General features: G+C 54.8%; 12 protein-coding genes. 2 read left to right on the plus strand and 10 right to left on the minus strand.

Annotated features, from left to right (window positions below):
• The first annotated feature begins 10 nt into the window (after positions 1 to 10).
• Positions 11 to 1,984 carry a tetratricopeptide repeat protein gene (locus ACYVHX_RS11955; protein ID WP_460671874.1) on the plus strand — a complete coding sequence of 658 codons (1,974 nt, stop codon included), beginning with the start codon at positions 11 to 13 and terminating at the stop codon, positions 1,982 to 1,984.
• A gap of 238 nt (positions 1,985 to 2,222) precedes the next feature.
• On the opposite strand, the gene xylA is transcribed toward ACYVHX_RS11955, so the two are convergent.
• The 8 genes from xylA to ACYVHX_RS11995 form a co-directional block, all read right to left on the minus strand.
• Positions 2,223 to 3,554 (minus strand): xylose isomerase, encoded by a 1,332-nt coding sequence (gene xylA, locus ACYVHX_RS11960; RefSeq protein ID WP_460671875.1) that lies wholly within the window; start codon positions 3,552 to 3,554, stop codon positions 2,223 to 2,225.
• 270 nt (positions 3,555 to 3,824) lie between these two features.
• Positions 3,825 to 4,514, minus strand: a complete 690-nt coding sequence (locus tag ACYVHX_RS11965; protein ID WP_460671876.1) for an NUDIX hydrolase — start codon at positions 4,512 to 4,514, stop codon at positions 3,825 to 3,827.
• Positions 4,515 to 4,633: 119 nt separating this feature from the next.
• Positions 4,634 to 5,656 carry a gliding motility-associated C-terminal domain-containing protein gene (locus ACYVHX_RS11970; RefSeq protein WP_460671877.1) on the minus strand — a complete coding sequence of 341 codons (1,023 nt, stop codon included), beginning with the start codon at positions 5,654 to 5,656 and terminating at the stop codon, positions 4,634 to 4,636.
• Positions 5,657 to 5,834: 178 nt separating this feature from the next.
• The gene (locus tag ACYVHX_RS11975) at positions 5,835 to 6,926 is read right to left on the minus strand and encodes a Gfo/Idh/MocA family protein (protein ID WP_460672045.1); all 1,092 of its coding nucleotides are present in this window, start codon (positions 6,924 to 6,926) and stop codon (positions 5,835 to 5,837) included.
• 92 nt (positions 6,927 to 7,018) lie between these two features.
• On the minus strand, positions 7,019 to 7,645 hold the full coding sequence (locus ACYVHX_RS11980) for a gluconate 2-dehydrogenase subunit 3 family protein (protein ID WP_460671878.1): 627 nt from the start codon (positions 7,643 to 7,645) through the stop codon (positions 7,019 to 7,021).
• A 110-nt stretch (positions 7,646 to 7,755) separates the two neighbouring features.
• Positions 7,756 to 9,498 (minus strand): GMC oxidoreductase, encoded by a 1,743-nt coding sequence (locus ACYVHX_RS11985; protein WP_460671879.1) that lies wholly within the window; start codon positions 9,496 to 9,498, stop codon positions 7,756 to 7,758.
• Between the two features lie 144 nt (positions 9,499 to 9,642).
• Complete coding sequence (locus ACYVHX_RS11990; protein ID WP_460671880.1) at positions 9,643 to 10,887, minus strand: RNA polymerase sigma factor; 1,245 nt, start codon at positions 10,885 to 10,887, stop codon at positions 9,643 to 9,645.
• Positions 10,888 to 10,994: 107 nt separating this feature from the next.
• Positions 10,995 to 11,429, minus strand: coding sequence for a YciI family protein (locus ACYVHX_RS11995; protein ID WP_460671881.1), 435 nt, complete (start codon positions 11,427 to 11,429; stop codon positions 10,995 to 10,997).
• Between the two features lie 319 nt (positions 11,430 to 11,748).
• Between ACYVHX_RS11995 and ACYVHX_RS12000 the strand changes: the two genes are divergently transcribed.
• Complete coding sequence (locus ACYVHX_RS12000) at positions 11,749 to 12,705, plus strand: L-threonylcarbamoyladenylate synthase (protein ID WP_460671882.1); 957 nt, start codon at positions 11,749 to 11,751, stop codon at positions 12,703 to 12,705.
• A gap of 90 nt (positions 12,706 to 12,795) precedes the next feature.
• Here ACYVHX_RS12000 and ACYVHX_RS12005 read toward each other — a convergent pair whose 3' ends face one another.
• Together ACYVHX_RS12005 and ACYVHX_RS12010 are read right to left on the minus strand one after the other, a co-directional pair.
• Positions 12,796 to 14,880 carry a M56 family metallopeptidase gene (locus ACYVHX_RS12005; protein ID WP_460671883.1) on the minus strand — a complete coding sequence of 695 codons (2,085 nt, stop codon included), beginning with the start codon at positions 14,878 to 14,880 and terminating at the stop codon, positions 12,796 to 12,798.
• A gap of 4 nt (positions 14,881 to 14,884) precedes the next feature.
• A complete protein-coding gene (locus ACYVHX_RS12010) occupies positions 14,885 to 15,259 on the minus strand; it encodes a BlaI/MecI/CopY family transcriptional regulator (protein ID WP_460671884.1) in 375 nt (124 codons plus the stop codon).
• Between the last annotated feature and the right edge of the window lie 213 nt (positions 15,260 to 15,472).

Consider the following 15,472-nt stretch of genomic DNA (forward strand, 5'->3'; position numbering starts at 1 on the left):
CTGTCCCATTATGGCAAAACACTACCCAGCCGGACAGCGGCCTCTGCCGCGCTCCAGCACCGCTCCCACTCCGGCTCGTCCACCCGTTCCGGCGACGCTGCGCTCCCAGCCCATCCCGCCCCATTCAGTCACACCGCCCCGAAAACCTGGTTTACCGCTGGCAGTCTGGCTCACCTTGCTGTTGCTGACGGTCTTCATTGCCTACGCTTTCGGGTTCGGTAACGATTTTGTCGATTGGGACGACGCAGAGTATGTGTTTGGAAACCCGTATGTGCTCACCCCCACCGCACCAAACGTCAGCGTCCTGCTGAAATCGGTCGTCGCGCTGAACTATCACCCGCTGACCATGCTGTCGCTGGCGGCCAACTCGGCTTTGTTTGGTCCGCAGGCCGATTCGTTTATCATGACGAACACGGTTATCCATTTGCTGAACACCCTGCTGGTTTTTTTTCTGGCTTACCGGTTGAGCCACCGAAACCGCTGGGTTGGCCTGTTGGTAGCGGCCTTGTGGGGTCTGCATCCGATGCACGTCGAGTCGGTGATCTGGGTGTCGGAACGCAAGGATGTGCTCTACACCTTTTTCTATCTGTCGGCCTGCCTGACCTACTTTCGCTTCCGAAAAACCGGCGCTTATCGATGGCTTTTTTTCACGTTCTGTTTGTTTGTACTTTCATGCATGGCGAAGGCGATGGCCGTAAGCCTGCCGCTCGTGCTGCTGCTGTTTGATTATTGGCTGGCCGGTGATCAGGGCCGAAAAGCCGTCCTGAAACCGGCGGCCTGGCTTGAAAAACTCCCGTTTTTTGGGGTTGCGGTTTTAGTGGGTCTGATGGCAACCGATGTGCAGACCGGGAGCGATTTTCACGGCTGGCTGATCCGCTTGGCGGAGAAAAAAGACGCGGTGGGTCAGGAGCCGTTTGCCGCCCGCTGGCTGGTCTACGGCAGCTACGGTTTTTTGATGTACCTGGTCAAGCTGGTGGCGCCGTTCCGATTGTCGGCATTTTATCCGTATCCCGAAAACGTCCGGGCCATTGAGCCGCACCACTGGCTGGGACCGCTCGTCTTTCTGCTGGTAGTCGGTTTTACGGTCAGGTGGTTTTTTACGGCCAAAACCGAAGGACAGCGGCTGACGGTTTTCGGACTCGGTTTTTTCCTGCTGACGATTATCCTGGTGCTGCAATTCATGACGGTTGGGGCTGCGATTATGGCCGACCGCTATAGTTACCTGTCTTATTTCGGGCTTATCTTCTTCGCCGTCTACGGTTTACACTTGATCACCCAGTCGTCTCCTTCCCGGAAGCGCCTGGCAACCACCGGGCTGGCGGTTTTTGCAATTTTGTGTTTTTACCTGACAAGCCAGCAAGTGAAAGTTTGGCAGAACACCGAAACGCTCTGGAAACACGCGTTGCAATTTTACCCCGACAACGACCAGATGCACGAAGGACTGGGTGATTACTACGGCAAGAAAAACCGCATCGACGAAGCCATGCAGCAGTTTCAGGCAGCGGTCCAAAACGGCAGCACTCGCTACCACTGTTACGAAGGATTGGGCAATGCGTATGGTCTCAAAAAAGAGTTTGCCAAAGCGCTGGACCTGTATGACCAGGCCATTCGAATGGATTCAACGAAGAGTGATGTGTATTATAACCGGGGCCTGACCTACAACCACCTGAACCGGTTTCGGGATGCCCTGCGCGATTTCAATCGGACACTTGCTCTGGAACCCGGCAAGGATACGCTGGTGTCGAACGCCCGCGGCTTTACGTTTCTTCAATTGAAACACTACCGGGAATCGCTGGCGGATTACGACCGCTACCTCCGGTACAAGCCCAACGATCCGACGGCGCTGCATAACCGGGGTGTCGACCGGTTTTACCTCGGCGACCGGGCCGGAGCGCTGGCCGACATTCGCCGGGCGGTTCTGCTGAAACCGGATTATGCGGAAGCCCGCAGGAATCTCCAGCAACTCGAGCAGGCCGGGCAGTGACGCTTTTGTGGGCAAAAGACCGGATCGGATCAACGAAAGAAAGCCCGGAAGTTCCGGGCTTTCTTTCGTTGACAGGCACACCGCTATTCAATCGGTAGCGACTTCGTTGAACGCTGCTTTTAAGCAAGGAACAGCCGATTTATTCGCCCATTCCGGAGTTAATTGCCCAGCATCAGCCGGATTTTATCCCGCCGTTTGTGCCTTTCGACTCCTAACGATTAATCACTTATAATCAACCTTAAATGTACTGATTGATCAAACTTTCCAGCCATTCCTGTTTGCCGCTCCGGACTTGCGGTTCGCCGTTTTCGAGGGTGTAACTGCGCAAATCTTCCAGTGTCAGGCTTCCTTCCCGGAAGGCTTTTCCCGGTCCCTGATCGTAGGATGCGTAGCGCTCCGTGCGGAATTTGCGGTAATCGGAATCCTGCAAAATGGCGTCGGCAACGATAAATGCCCGGGCAAACGCATCCATTCCGCTGATGTGGGCGATGAAAAGATCGTCCAGATCCGTTGACGTCCGGCGCACCTTCGCATCGAAATTAATTCCTCCCGGTTTGATTCCCCCCGCCTGCTGAATCACCAAAGCCGCTTCGACCAGTTCGTACAAATTGATCGGAAACTGATCGGTATCCCAGCCGTTCTGATAATCACCCCGGTTGGCGTCGATGCTTCCCAGCATGCCGGCGTCGGCCGCGACCTGCAATTCGTGTTCGAAGGTGTGGCCCGCCAGCGTCGCGTGGTTGACTTCGATATTCAATTGAAAATCCTGGTCCAGTCCATACTGTCGCAAAAACCCGATAACCGTGGCCGCATCGAAATCGTACTGGTGCTTCGTGGGCTCCATCGGTTTTGGCTCAATAAAGAACGTACCTTTGAAACCCTGCTTGCGGGCGTAATCCCGGGCCATGGTCAGAAACTGCGCCATGTTCTCGATTTCCCGTTTCATGTTGGTGTTCAGCAGGGACATATACCCTTCCCGTCCACCCCAGAACACGTAATTTTCACCCCCTAGGGCAATCGTGGCATCAATGGCGTTTTTAACCTGGGTTCCGGCGTAGGCCAGCACGGCGAAATCCGGGTTCGTAGCGGCACCGTTCATGTAACGCGGATTGGAAAACACATTGGCCGTGCCCCACAACAGCTTGACCCCCGTTTCCTGCTGCTTCTGCTGCGCATACGCGACAATGGCCTGCAAGCGTTTTTCGTATTCCACAGCCGAACCGCCTTCGTCAACCAGGTCGATATCGTGGAAACAGTAATAAGGCGCGCCCATTTTGGTGATAAACTCAAAAGCCGCGTCCATCTTCATCCGGGCCCGGGTGTTGGCATCCTGGTGGTCATCCCAGGCAAAAATCCGCGTACCGGGACCAAACGGATCGCCCCCGGCGCCGGTGAACGTATGCCAGTAGCTGATGGCAAACCGCAACTGCTCCCGCAGGGTTTTGCCGCCAATCGTCAGGTCCGGATTGTACCACTTGAACGCCAGCGGATTTTTGGATTTAGGGCCTTCGTAGGCAATGGCCTCAATGCCTTTAAAGTATTGCTTTTCGCCCAATGAGATCGGTGTCATCGTTTTCGGAATAATTATGCTGAATTGATTCGGTTATTGCCGGTGTTTACCTGAGTCGTGCGTAAAAGGATCGACCTAAACTGGTGAAAAACCCTAGGAAAAAATCCACCGGGCTTCTCTGAAACCATTGGTGTTAAATTGACACTTAACGCAGGTGCAAAGTTGAGATTTGTTTTTTAATTGTCAATACGACAACTAAAAAATATGGCAGTTTTTTTTCTTATGTCAGCAAGTGCTTGAATAATTCCGGGATCGTAAGGCGACGACCTGCTACTGGGTCGGGATAAAATTCAGAAACGTATCCGCAACCTGACGGTATTTTTCGGTATCAACCGTGTAAAAAAAGGCCCCCCGTTTGGAGAATCCTTTCTGTTTTTCGGGCAGTTTGATGAGGAGATTGGTCGAAAGGATTTTCCGGCTAAAATTGCGTTTGTCGAACTCGGTATGGTAAATGGCGTCGTACAGCTTCTTGAGCTGGGGAATCGTAAATTTTTCATTCAACAGCTCAAAACCGATTGGGTGCTGGGCGGCTTTGTAGCGCAATCTTTTAAGGGCCAAATCCACCATGTCACCGTGGTCGAACAGCAGGGGCGGCAGGTCGTAAATGGAGAACCAGCGCGTCTGGAAGGTACCCGAAATTTTCGATTCATAATCCGCAATTTTGAGCAGCGAGAAATACGCCACCGAAATCGTCCGAACAATCGGGTCCCGATCCGGATTTCCAAAGGCGTGCAACTGCTCCAGGTACACGCTGGTCAGGCCCGTCAGGTCAAACAGAATGCGGTTTGCCGCCTGTTCCAGTCCTTCGTCCGGTTGCAACCACCCCCCCATCAGCGACCAGGTTTTCTCTTCCACCCCCCGTTTGACGAGCAAGACTTTTAAATTTTCCCCGTCGAAACCAAAAATAATGGAATCCAGGGCCACCAGATAAGGATGCTGCTGTTTGTATTGATCTAACATAAAGGTGCCGGGTGCATTTCAGGTAGCGAACTTCATTAGAACTTAATTGGCCCGGCTACTGCAATAATCGCATCATTCGCGCTAAGTTCAAATGACCGGAGCGGGCTTATTTTCAATTGTTATTTCAGCAGCAGCACCGTTCCCCGTTTTTCCTGGCGTTTCCCATCCGGTTTTACCATCTCCAGCCGGTAGGCATACGCCCCCGCCGGCAGCGGCTGATCGCGTTGGTAACCATCCCAGCCGTCGGCGGCATTGTCGGAGCGAAAAACCACTTCACCCCAGCGGTTGTAAACCGTTAAGCGGAGGGTTCCGCCCAACAAGCCCTGCGGAAAAAACCGGTCGTTGATTCCATCGGCGTTCGGGCTGAATGCATCGGGCATGAAAACCGTCGAGTCGGGAATGGGTAGCGGATCAGGCGGTTTTGGGGGTACGTAACAAACTTCGGCGGCCGGGGGTGCCGATAAACACGTATCGGCCAGCACCACCCGAAAACAGGTTGAAACTGTCGTATCAGCGTCCATCTGGGTCGTCAGGGCGGCTTCGGAATGGGCGGTTTTTCGCACGTAATCCCCGCCGGGAATTCGCTGTTCGATCCAGTAGCGATTCCCGTCCGGATTGCGAATGCGGAGTTCCAGGGCGCGGGCACCCACCGCTTGTACGTGCTCAATGACGGGCAGGGTCGCTTTGGTATCGGGCCGGAAAACCAGCTGCGACGTTCCGCCACAATCGCCGTACAAATGGACCCCGCGAACGCGAATGGTCCGCGCCTGCTCATCCGAATACGTATGAACCCCCACCGGAGTGGCTCCGCCAAGCTGTTCCCGACTGCCATCGCCCCAATCGACGGTATACCAATCGTATTGATACTCAATCGCTTTCGGGATCGAAACGATGATTCGGGTCTGACAGGCCGAAATCGTCAATTCGGGTTGGAGGGTGTCGTAAACCTGCACGATGGCGCACGCCCGGAGCTGGCGGTTTTCCTGTTCCGAGTATTGCAGCACCCGGTATAAACCCGGTTTTAGGAAAGTATGAACCGAATCGCGGGTGATCTCCGAGTCCTGAACCGCTCCACCCTGGTACTCATACACGTAGCGGACATTCTTCACGCCCTGCAACCCACTCGTAGCTTTGATTTTCAAGGGCAGGCAACCAATCCCGGGCGTAATCTGGAGGGAGCCGGTAAACAGCCCCGGAGCGGGCGTACACTGGTCCGGTTGCGCCCGACACTTGGGTGAGCAAATAACTAAAAAAAGGAAGCCGAGTGCGCTCCAAAAATAACCTGCACACCCGGCTTCCTTCATTGATGTTCTCGTTAAACTAGGTCAACTTGACTGCCTGACCGGATTTGGCCGCCCGGTAAATCGCTTCCACAATCCGGATGTCGCGCAAGCCTTCTTCGCCCGGCGCAATCAGCGGTTTGTTGTTCATGATCGCAGCCGCGTCGTCGTCCATCTGCATGGCCTGCTGGCGGGGCACTTCATACGGATGGTGAATTTTGACCCCACCCGACGCTTCCCCGGTTTGCCCGTTGTAGGCCGAATACGGTTCCATTTTCAAAAATCCTTTTTCGCCCGTGACGTTCAGAAAGTTCATGTTCATGCCGAAGCTGGTCTGTACGGCCGCCCGCGCCCCGCTCGGAAAAACGAGTTGAGCCATCGTGGTCTCGTCCAGGCCATTCTTGTAGATTTCCGGTCGGGTGGTAAACTGCTGGGCCGTCACCGAAACCGGTTCTTCACCCGTAGCCAGCCGCGCGCCCTGCAGGACGTAAACGCCCATATCGTACATCACGCCCCCGCCCATTTCCTTTTTCTGCTTCCAGTGCGTCGTGCGGTTGTCGTTGTATCCCGCCGAACAACTGACCATCTTGATCTTGCCAATTTTTCCGTCGCGCAGCAACTTGATGTACTCCTGCGTGTTTGGTTCGTGCTGCAGGCGATACCCCACCGCCAGCGTCCGTTTGTACTGCTTGCAGGCATCGATCATGTCCTGGCACTCTTTCTCGGTGATCGCCATCGGTTTTTCTACCCAGACGTGTTTGCCGGCCTTGGCCGCCCGAATCACGTACTCCCGGTGCATCGACGGCGGTAGAATCACGTACACCACATCAATGTCCGGGTTGTTGGCAATCTTGTCGAAATTATCATAGTTGTACACATTCTTTTCGGGAATGTTGTACTTCTTGACCCAGGTTTCGGCTTTCGATGGCGTTCCGGTGACGATCCCGGCCAGCTGACAATTTTTGGTCAGCTGGAGCGCCGGGGCGATTAAATCCGTGCTGTAATACCCCAGACCCACGAGCGCCACGCCCAGCTTGTCTTTTTTCGGCGACTGGGCAATTGTCAGGGGCGAAAACGCCAGCGAAGAAGCAATCAGGCTGGACTGCTGAAGAAAAATCCGTCGGGAAGCCATAAAATGGAAGTTAACAACGAACCCGTAACCCTGAACAATGCCGCCAATGGGTCTGTACATTGTTCAGGATCACGGGTTCATTCCTCAATAATTTACTCTTCGTAGCTTACATTATACTGTTTCAGGACGTCGGCGGGGACGCCTTCCCACTGGTTAGGGGTGTTGCCCACGTAGCCGAGGTCTTTGATGCCCATCTGGCTGGTGAAAAAACCGGTCGCCACAAAACCGCGCATCATATTGAAAAATGATACCCCTTGCGACATTTCCGGTTTGGCCTTGCCGGGATAGGCGATGTCGTCAACCACCGCAATTTGCTGATCGCGCAGGCAGTCGGCAAATTTCTTCCCGAACCGCTTCACGCAGTGATTGTCCAGCCAGCGGATTCCTCCGCGCATCGGCGTCTGCCACTGCGGCTGATCCTTCATCATGAACTCGATAAACGCCGGGGTTCCGGATTGCGAAGCACTCCCGGATTTGGCGTCGGCCGGAATGATGATGTCGCCCAGTACCGTGACGGTTTTCAGTTCGTGGGGCGTAAAAAATTTATCACCGTTCAGTTTGGCATCGCGCTCAGCTTCAAACTTCTGGCGGCCACCGGGTATTTTCACCGGTTTTACATCCGGCGGAGCAATCGACTCGGCAGCGGCAATCTGCGGGTTCATCCCGGCAAATCCCAAGCTGCTCAGGGTGATGGCTTTGAGAGAATCTCTACGTTTCATGGTTTGAAATTTTTCTCCGCGTAACTCGGCCAATCTCTGCTCAACGCTGCGAAATTACTTTAAAGCTGTTTCGCAGCGTTTAGCGGAGACAAACGGAGGTACGCAGAGGTTTAGATATTCTTCTGTTTAACTTGGTCGATGATGTAATCGGAAGTCCGCCAGGAATTGGCCAGAATCGTCCACGTCACGTTTTTATCACCTTGCGACGGGAAAGCCGCAGCATCGACAACAAACAGGTTTTTGACATCGTGCGCCTGCGAGTATTTGTTCAATACCGAGTTTTTCGGATCGTTCCCCATGCGGGCGGTGCCAATTTCGTGGATGATTTTTCCGGGCGCTTCCAGCCCATAGTTATTTTCCGGACCCGGTTTTTTACCCAGAGCAATACCGCCCATGGCGTGGATAATTTCTTCAAACGTATCCTGCATGTGCTTGGCCTGCTTAACCTCGGCATCCGACCATTTGTAGTTAAACCGCAGCGTCGGAATTCCGTACTTGTCCACCGTGTTCGGATCGATTTCGCAGTAGTTGCTTTCCAGCGGAACCGGCTCACCGCGACCGGCCATACCGATGTTGGCCCCGTAGAACCGGCGGAAATCGTCTTTCAGGCTGGCTCCGTATCCACCCGCTTCTTTCGGTTTGCCATCCCGACCCGGCACCATGGCGTTCCGGCCTTCCATCCCGAAACCAAAACCGTACATCGGCATGCCCATACCCCCACCGTATTCGATGTGGTAGCCACGCGGGAAGTCCAGCTTCTTGTTATCCAGCCACCAGGGTGAGTAGATGTGCGCACCGCCTACGCCGTCTTCGTTGTAGCGTTTGCGGTCCATCAAGGCGGGAATAAAGGCGCCACGCGATGCCCCCGTCGAGTCATTCAGGTACTTTCCAACCACGCCACTGGAATTGGCCAGACCGTTCTGGAAACGGGCCGATTTCGAGTTTAGCAACAACCGGGCGGTTTCGCAGGTACTGGCCGCCAAAACCACCACTTTCCCCATAACCGCCTGCTCGGTCAAGGTCAGCGTATCGACGTACGAAACGCCGGTCGCCAAACCGGTTTTCGCGTCGGTCAGCACTTCCCGCGCCATGGCGTTGTTGATCAGCGTCACCTTGCCGGTTTTTACGGCCGGAATACACAAGACCGACGAAGACGAAAAGTCGGCATACGCCTGACACGCCCGACCGCACTGTGCACAATAAAAACAGCCGCCCCGGTCGTGAATGGGTTTGGTCAGGATCGAAAGCCGCGACGGAATAACGGGTACCCCAACGCTCTTGGCTCCTTTCTTAATCATCAATTCGTGCAAACGGGGTTTCGGCGGGGGCAAAAACCGGCCATCGGGTGCATCCCGCAAGCCTTCTTTCGACCCGAAGACCCCGATCAGATCATCCACTTTATCATAGTACGGGGCGTAATCGTCGTAGCTCAATGGCCAGTCTTCTCCGATTCCGGTCAGGCTTTTCCGTTTGAAATCATCGGGACCCATCCGGAGCGAAATCCGACCCCAGTGATTGGTCCGGCCACCCAGCATCCGTGAACGAAACCAGTAGAACTCCGTTCCTTTGGCCGCCGAATACGGTTCTCCCTCAATATCCCAGCCTCCCCAGGCGGCATCAAAATCACCAAACGCACGGGTGGTTCCGGCCCCGCGACGCGGAGATTCGTACGACCACTTGAGCTGGTTAATATACTTAGGATCAGCAGGGTCGAAATAGCCCCCGGCTTCCAGGAGTGCCACGGTGGCACCCGCTTTGGAAAGTTGGTAAGCTGCCATACCGCCCCCGGCACCTGAGCCAATAATAACAACGTCGTAAACCTTCGCTGCCTTCTTTATTTGTGGAACATCCATTGAATTTTGGTTTAGTGAGTAGCTTCACTGATTTTAATACGAAATTGTACCTAAAAGTAATACTGAATACGCTAATTATCCATTCTTTTAACAGAAAAGGTAACTAATCTCTTCGCGGTAATACGCTGAACACGTCCCGAAAGACTACGGAAGTCGGTCGCTTTTTTTCTGAAGTAACTCCTTTTCGGCCCCTGACGAGGTAAGTTGCATGGCCCGGATGTAATGCTGCCGGGCGCGGTCGGTCTGGTGAAGCCGGGCGTAGAGGTCGCCCAGAAGGGCGTGGTAGTACTGACTGGTCTCCAGTCCTTTCAGTTGCAAAACCGCCAGCAAGGCTTCCGTGGGGCCTTCCACCTCGGCCAGCGCCACCGCCCGGTTCAGGGCCACGACCGCCGTCGGTTTACGCTCCAGCAACAAATCGTAGTAGCGCAGAATGCTGGCCCAGTCCGTGGTTTCGTAGCTGGCCGCCCGGCAATGCTGCCACGCAATGACGGCTTCGAGGTGGTATTCCGTCAAGTTGTCCCCGTCGGCCGAGCGGATCAGTTGCTGCTTTCCCTGCTCCACCAACGGCTGATTCCACCTCCTGCGGTCCTGGTCCTTCAATAAAATGATGGCCCCGGTTTCGTCCGTTCGGGCGTCGAACCGGGCCACCTGGAAACACATCAGGGCCAGCAGTGCGTAGGCCGACGGCGCGGTGGTTTTCGGATTCTGGGTCAGCAGCCGACCCAACCGCATCGCTTCTTCGCACAAATCCTGGCGGATGAGCAAATCCGGATGTGACGAATTATAACCTTCGTTAAACAATAAATAGACGGTTTTCAAAACCGCACTGAGCCGAGCGGGCAACTGCGCGCCCGACGGCACTTCCAGCCGGATTTCGTGGGCGCGGATTTTTTCCTTTGCCCGGTAAATTCGTTTGGCAATGGTCTCTTCGGTTGTCAAAAACGCCTGGGCAATCTCCCGGCTGCTCAACCCGCACAGAATTTTCAGACACATCGCCACCTGCGACTCAAACGGCAGCGACGGGTGGCAACAGGCAAACAACATCCGAAGTTGGCTGTCGTTGATTTCATCCTCCCAAAAATACCGGTCCACCCGTTCTTCAGCTTCATTTTCCAGCACCCATTCTCCGCTGATGGTCCGGAACAGTTTTTCCCGCCGAACGACATCCAGCGCTTTGTTTTTGGCCACCCGATACAGCCAGGCCGACGGATTTTCGGGAATGCCCTGAAACGGCCAGCTCCGCAGAGCCTGAACCATCGTGTCCTGCACGATATCCTCAGCCAGTTCGATCCGGTCAAAACCCAGCATTTTGGCCAATACCGTCACGATTCGGCCCGCTTCGTGCCGAAAAAGATGCGCAACAAGCTGATTGGATTCGGGCGGAGACACGGTTTTTTAATGATGAGTTAGGAATGATGAACGATGAATTATTTAACGCGTCAGCCATTCATCGTTCATCATTCCTAACTCATCGTTCCTTACTCTTCGTTCCTAATTCATTCAAAGACCTGTATTTGCCGTACTTCCACTTTGCCGCCGGTATCGAAATGCGGGCAGCCCTGCGCCAGTGCCACGGCTTCGTCGAAACTATTGGCGGCCAAGAGCATATAACCGCCGACGATTTCTTTTCCTTCGGTGTAGGGGCCGTCGGTTACAGTTTTACCGCCATCAGTCATCAGCTTTCCGGCCGGCAGCAGCGCTTCCGTTCCCAGCATTTTTCCCTGCGCGGCCAGCCCACCGATCCAGGCGTCCCATTTGCCAATAACGGTTTGGAAATCATCGGCAGACATGTTCTGGTAGGCCTCTTCATCCGCTTGTTCACTGTGGAAAATCAGCATGAACTTTTCCATTCTTTCTAAAAAGTTTAAGGTAATTGAATTGAATTCGGCCTTAAGACGAACGAAGAAATGGAAACCGGACAGGAAATTCAAAAAAAATTTTCCCCTGACAAAAAAATTCACGCGGGCGCTTTATTCCAAAGGGCGGGCCGATTAAAACCGCTTCCGGTATCTTTTACTACAATGATATGCCGGTTCTCATTTTTGAAAACGGAACAATCCGATGTTGCGTAGACGCGGGCTTGATGCTGGTTATTAATTCCTGAACGCTTCGATCAACCGCCATCAGACCGGTTGGCGGCAGCAGGTCGCTTTATCCAATCCGGACTGAAAACCCGGCCCCCTCGCCACCCGGATACCGAAGAAATAATCCTCCGCGCGCCTGATTGACAGAAAACCGTACCTTTGCGGTATGGCACAAGTAGGAACCGACGTTCAAAAAGCAAAGGAATTTCTGGAACAGGGCGAGGTGATTGGTCTGCCTACCGAAACCGTGTACGGCCTGGCGGGCAACGCGTTGGATCCGGATGCGGTTTTAGAGATTTTCCGGGTAAAAAACCGCCCTTCGTTCGATCCGCTTATTGTTCATACCGATTCAATCGCGAAAGTGGAAACGTTCGTCCGGAGTTTTCCGGAAAAAGCCCGGCAACTCGGCGAACGGTTCTGGCCGGGTCCGCTGACCATTTTATTACCGAAACAATCCCTGATTCCTGATCTGGTTTCGTCGGGACTGGAAACGGTTGCCGTCCGGATTCCAAACCACCCGCTGGCGCTGCAACTGCTGTCGGAACTGGATTTTCCGCTGGCCGCACCCAGTGCCAATCCGTTTGGCTACATCAGTCCCACCACCGCCCGGCACGTTGCCGACCAGTTGGGCCATCAGATTCCGTACGTGCTGGATGGCGGGTCGGCGCAGGTGGGGATCGAATCAACCATCATCGGTTTTTCGGACGATCGTCCGGTCGTGTACCGACTGGGGGGCATGACGCTGGAGAAACTGGAAGCGGTCGTGGGGAAAGTGGCCGTTCGGAGTCATTCGACTTCCAACCCCAAAGCGCCGGGCATGTTAAGCAGTCATTACGCACCCCGCAAACCGCTTTTGCTGAAAAAACCGGCAGAAATTCTGGCCACCTACCCACCGGAGCGGGTCGGTGCGCTGCAGTTTGACGAAATCACCCGGCTGCTTCCGGCCGAAAATCAGCAAATCCTGTCGTTGTCGGGCGATCTTTCCGAAGCGGCCAAAAACCTGTTCGCGGCAATGCGTACCCTCGACAGTTTGGACATCGACGTGATTGCAGCCGAGCTTTTGCCCGAAACCGGCCTGGGCCGGGCCATCAACGACCGCTTGCGACGGGCCGCCCATCAATAAATGCCGAAAGAGGAGAGGACGAAGGGAAGAAAGGCATATTTTCCTCCTCCTTTCTTCCCTTCGTCCTCTCCTCCCATTCCTCCTCTCCTCCTAATATTTCAAATGCTTTCCTTTTTTACCTGCCTTGCGAGCTTTGGGAGCGGCTGGCGCTGCGGGTGGAGCTGGCGCATCGGGCACGGCTTCAAACCGGGGAGCATCGGGTGCTGCTGGTGCGATAGCCGGAGCGACCGGAATCACCGCAGTAGGGGCCGCAACGGCCGCCGGAGGGATCGGGGGCGTCAGAGCAGCTGGCATGTCTTCCGGTCGTTCGTAGCGTTTGCCGTTGTACCAATACCCTCCCTTTCCTCCGGCCGGTTTGCCGGCGCGGGCCGGACGGGGCAACCTCTTGGGCGCCATAACCGGAGCGGGTTCCGCAGAAAAAGCGGGAGCGGGTGCGAGGGCCGGTACCGGCTCGGGTTTCGGCAGCGAATCCAGCAATTGGGCGTGTTTCTCGGCTAACTGGATAAAATAAGGCATGTTGTCATTGTATGCTTTGATCGCCTTTTCCCAAAACACACTCATCGAATCCTGCACCTGACGCAGGGGCTCGTTGGTCAGCGCCTGAATTTTCTGCTGAACTTTGGCCATTTCACCGGTTTCCAATTTCTCCATCTGCTTCTGAATCCGGTTCGCATCGATTTGCAGTTTCGCCAGCAATTGTTCTTCTTCCTGGCTTAACTTTCCGTTCAGCCGGGACTGTTTCAGTTCCAATTCCACCGACTTCCCCATTTTGCGTTCCAGGTCGCTGTGAAGCTGCTGCAACTTTTCCTGCAACTTGGCCATTTCTTTTCCGGTCAATTCCTGCACCTCTCGTTCGTGCAGTTCGAGTTGCTTCGTAAGCTTTTCCAGGGGCAGATGCAGTTTCTCCATTTCCTGGGCCTGCCGCTCCATTACCCCAACCTGTTGCTCCAGTTCGTTTTCCAGCTTTTCGCGCCCGTTCGGCGGGATAGTGTCACCCACCAGCGAAGCAACTGCGGGTTCGACCCGTTGGACATCCATTCTGCCACCCGGTTCTTCGGCCTTTGTCGATGCCTTGGTTTTGCCGGACGGCCAGGTATTGATCGTGATGGAATCGCCTTCCCGGCGGCTGCTTTTCACGGGGCGGTAAAGATTTTGGCCAGCGACCAGCCCCGCCAATAAAACCAGGCAACCCGCGATCAGCAGGCCATTCGGCCGGTTGGCCGCCAGCGGATCGCTCACGCCAATGACCCGTTTAACCCGTTGTAAAAACGATTGTTTCCGCGCTCCGAACGCCATCGCCAGGCTTGGGGCCGTTCCGATAGCCTGCCGCCGTTCCTCGATGAAAACCAGAGCCTGCGCCAGACTGGCCCGCTCCCCGCACACGTCGATGGCCAGGTCGTCGCAGCAGTGTTCGCGTTCTTCCCGAACCCGCGCCGAGAGCCACCACAGCGCCGGGTGGAAAAACAGGACAATCTCGACCGCCGACTGCATCAGATTGACCAGGTAATCATACCGGCGGATGTGCGCCAGTTCGTGCGCCAGCACCGCTTCCACCTGCCGGGGCGACAAACCAGCCAGCAATCCAATGGGAATCAGCACAATCGGTTTCAGCCAGCCGATGGTCATCGGCACCGTAATTTCCGCCGACTCCACCAGCCGCACCGCCCGGGTGATGCCGAGCTGACGGGCCACTTGCTGCGTATAGGTCTGCCAGGCGAACGGGGCCGGGCTGATGCTTCTCCGCGTCAACCGCTGCACAAAAAGCCAGCCGCCCACCAACCGAACCAGCAGCAAAACCGCCCCCAGAAACCAGACGGTCACCAGCAGCGACAAATGCCCATTGAGCCAGGCTGAAAGGTCGCCAAAACCGGGCTGGGGATCGGCAAACCGCATGACGAGGGCGGTTTTGGCGTCAACATGCTGCGGATCACCGCTGATCGACAGGACGGCCCGAGTCGGCTCGTAACAAACCACGATGGTGGCCAGAAAAGCCAGCAGTTGCCCGCCCAATGCTCCGATGCCAATGCCGTACCGCACCGAGGAAGGGGATTTGGCGGTGATCCGAAAGGCCAGCGCAGCCACAGCCACCAGGAGAGTTCCCTGCCAGAGCGCATGCACCAGGGCCCAGCCTAAGGCGTTCGTAAACGGTTCTGAAATGAAGTTAAGGGTGTTCATCGGCTTAGTTGTTTGGGTCGGAATTCATGTTGTTGATCAACCGTTGCAATTCGGCCAGCTCCTGCGGAGTGGCCTTGCTGTTGCCCAGCGCCTGCATCACCAGTTTCATGGCCGAGCCGCGAAAAGCCGTGTCCACAAACCGGTCGAGCAAATGCTGCTGCGTCGCCTGCTCATCGACCAGCGCCCGATAAATGTGGTAGCGCCCTTCCTCCGTCCGGCTGAGCAGCCCCTTCTCGTGCATGATCTGCATCAGTTTTAAGGTCGTTGTGTAGCCCACATCTTTCGTCTGGCTTAGTAGCTCGTTCACCTGCCGGACGGTGCTGGGACCCTGCGCCCAAAGCACCTGTAAAATTTCAAGTTCGGATTCGGTTGGTTTCATGATCTGTTGTTTACTGTTCGAATTGAAAAAGGCTTGCGCTGGCGTATTGAATGGATCTACGAAATAGTTCGTAGCAAAGGTATACGAATCATTTCGTAGATGTCAAGTTTTTATACGAAACTTTTCGTAATAAATGTTAAATTTAATTTTCTGCCCAGGTAAATAGAAAGTTTAAACGGTGACCAATTTTTAACTACATTTACCGTTATACAC

Source organism: Larkinella ripae (genome assembly GCF_054780775.1).

Coding starts and splice junctions, on each gene's coding strand:
- ACYVHX_RS12000 (WP_460671882.1), top strand. CDS start 11,749: ATGGCACAAGTAGGAACCGACGTTCAAAAAGCAAAGGAATTTCTGGAA.
- ACYVHX_RS11985 (WP_460671879.1), bottom strand. CDS start 9,498: ATGGATGTTCCACAAATAAAGAAGGCAGCGAAGGTTTACGACGTTGTT.
- ACYVHX_RS11955 (WP_460671874.1), top strand. CDS start 11: ATGGCAAAACACTACCCAGCCGGACAGCGGCCTCTGCCGCGCTCCAGC.
- ACYVHX_RS11975 (WP_460672045.1), bottom strand. CDS start 6,926: ATGGCTTCCCGACGGATTTTTCTTCAGCAGTCCAGCCTGATTGCTTCT.
- xylA (WP_460671875.1), bottom strand. CDS start 3,554: ATGACACCGATCTCATTGGGCGAAAAGCAATACTTTAAAGGCATTGAG.
- ACYVHX_RS11980 (WP_460671878.1), bottom strand. CDS start 7,645: ATGAAACGTAGAGATTCTCTCAAAGCCATCACCCTGAGCAGCTTGGGA.
- ACYVHX_RS11965 (WP_460671876.1), bottom strand. CDS start 4,514: ATGTTAGATCAATACAAACAGCAGCATCCTTATCTGGTGGCCCTGGAT.
- ACYVHX_RS12010 (WP_460671884.1), bottom strand. CDS start 15,259: ATGAAACCAACCGAATCCGAACTTGAAATTTTACAGGTGCTTTGGGCG.
- ACYVHX_RS12005 (WP_460671883.1), bottom strand. CDS start 14,880: ATGAACACCCTTAACTTCATTTCAGAACCGTTTACGAACGCCTTAGGC.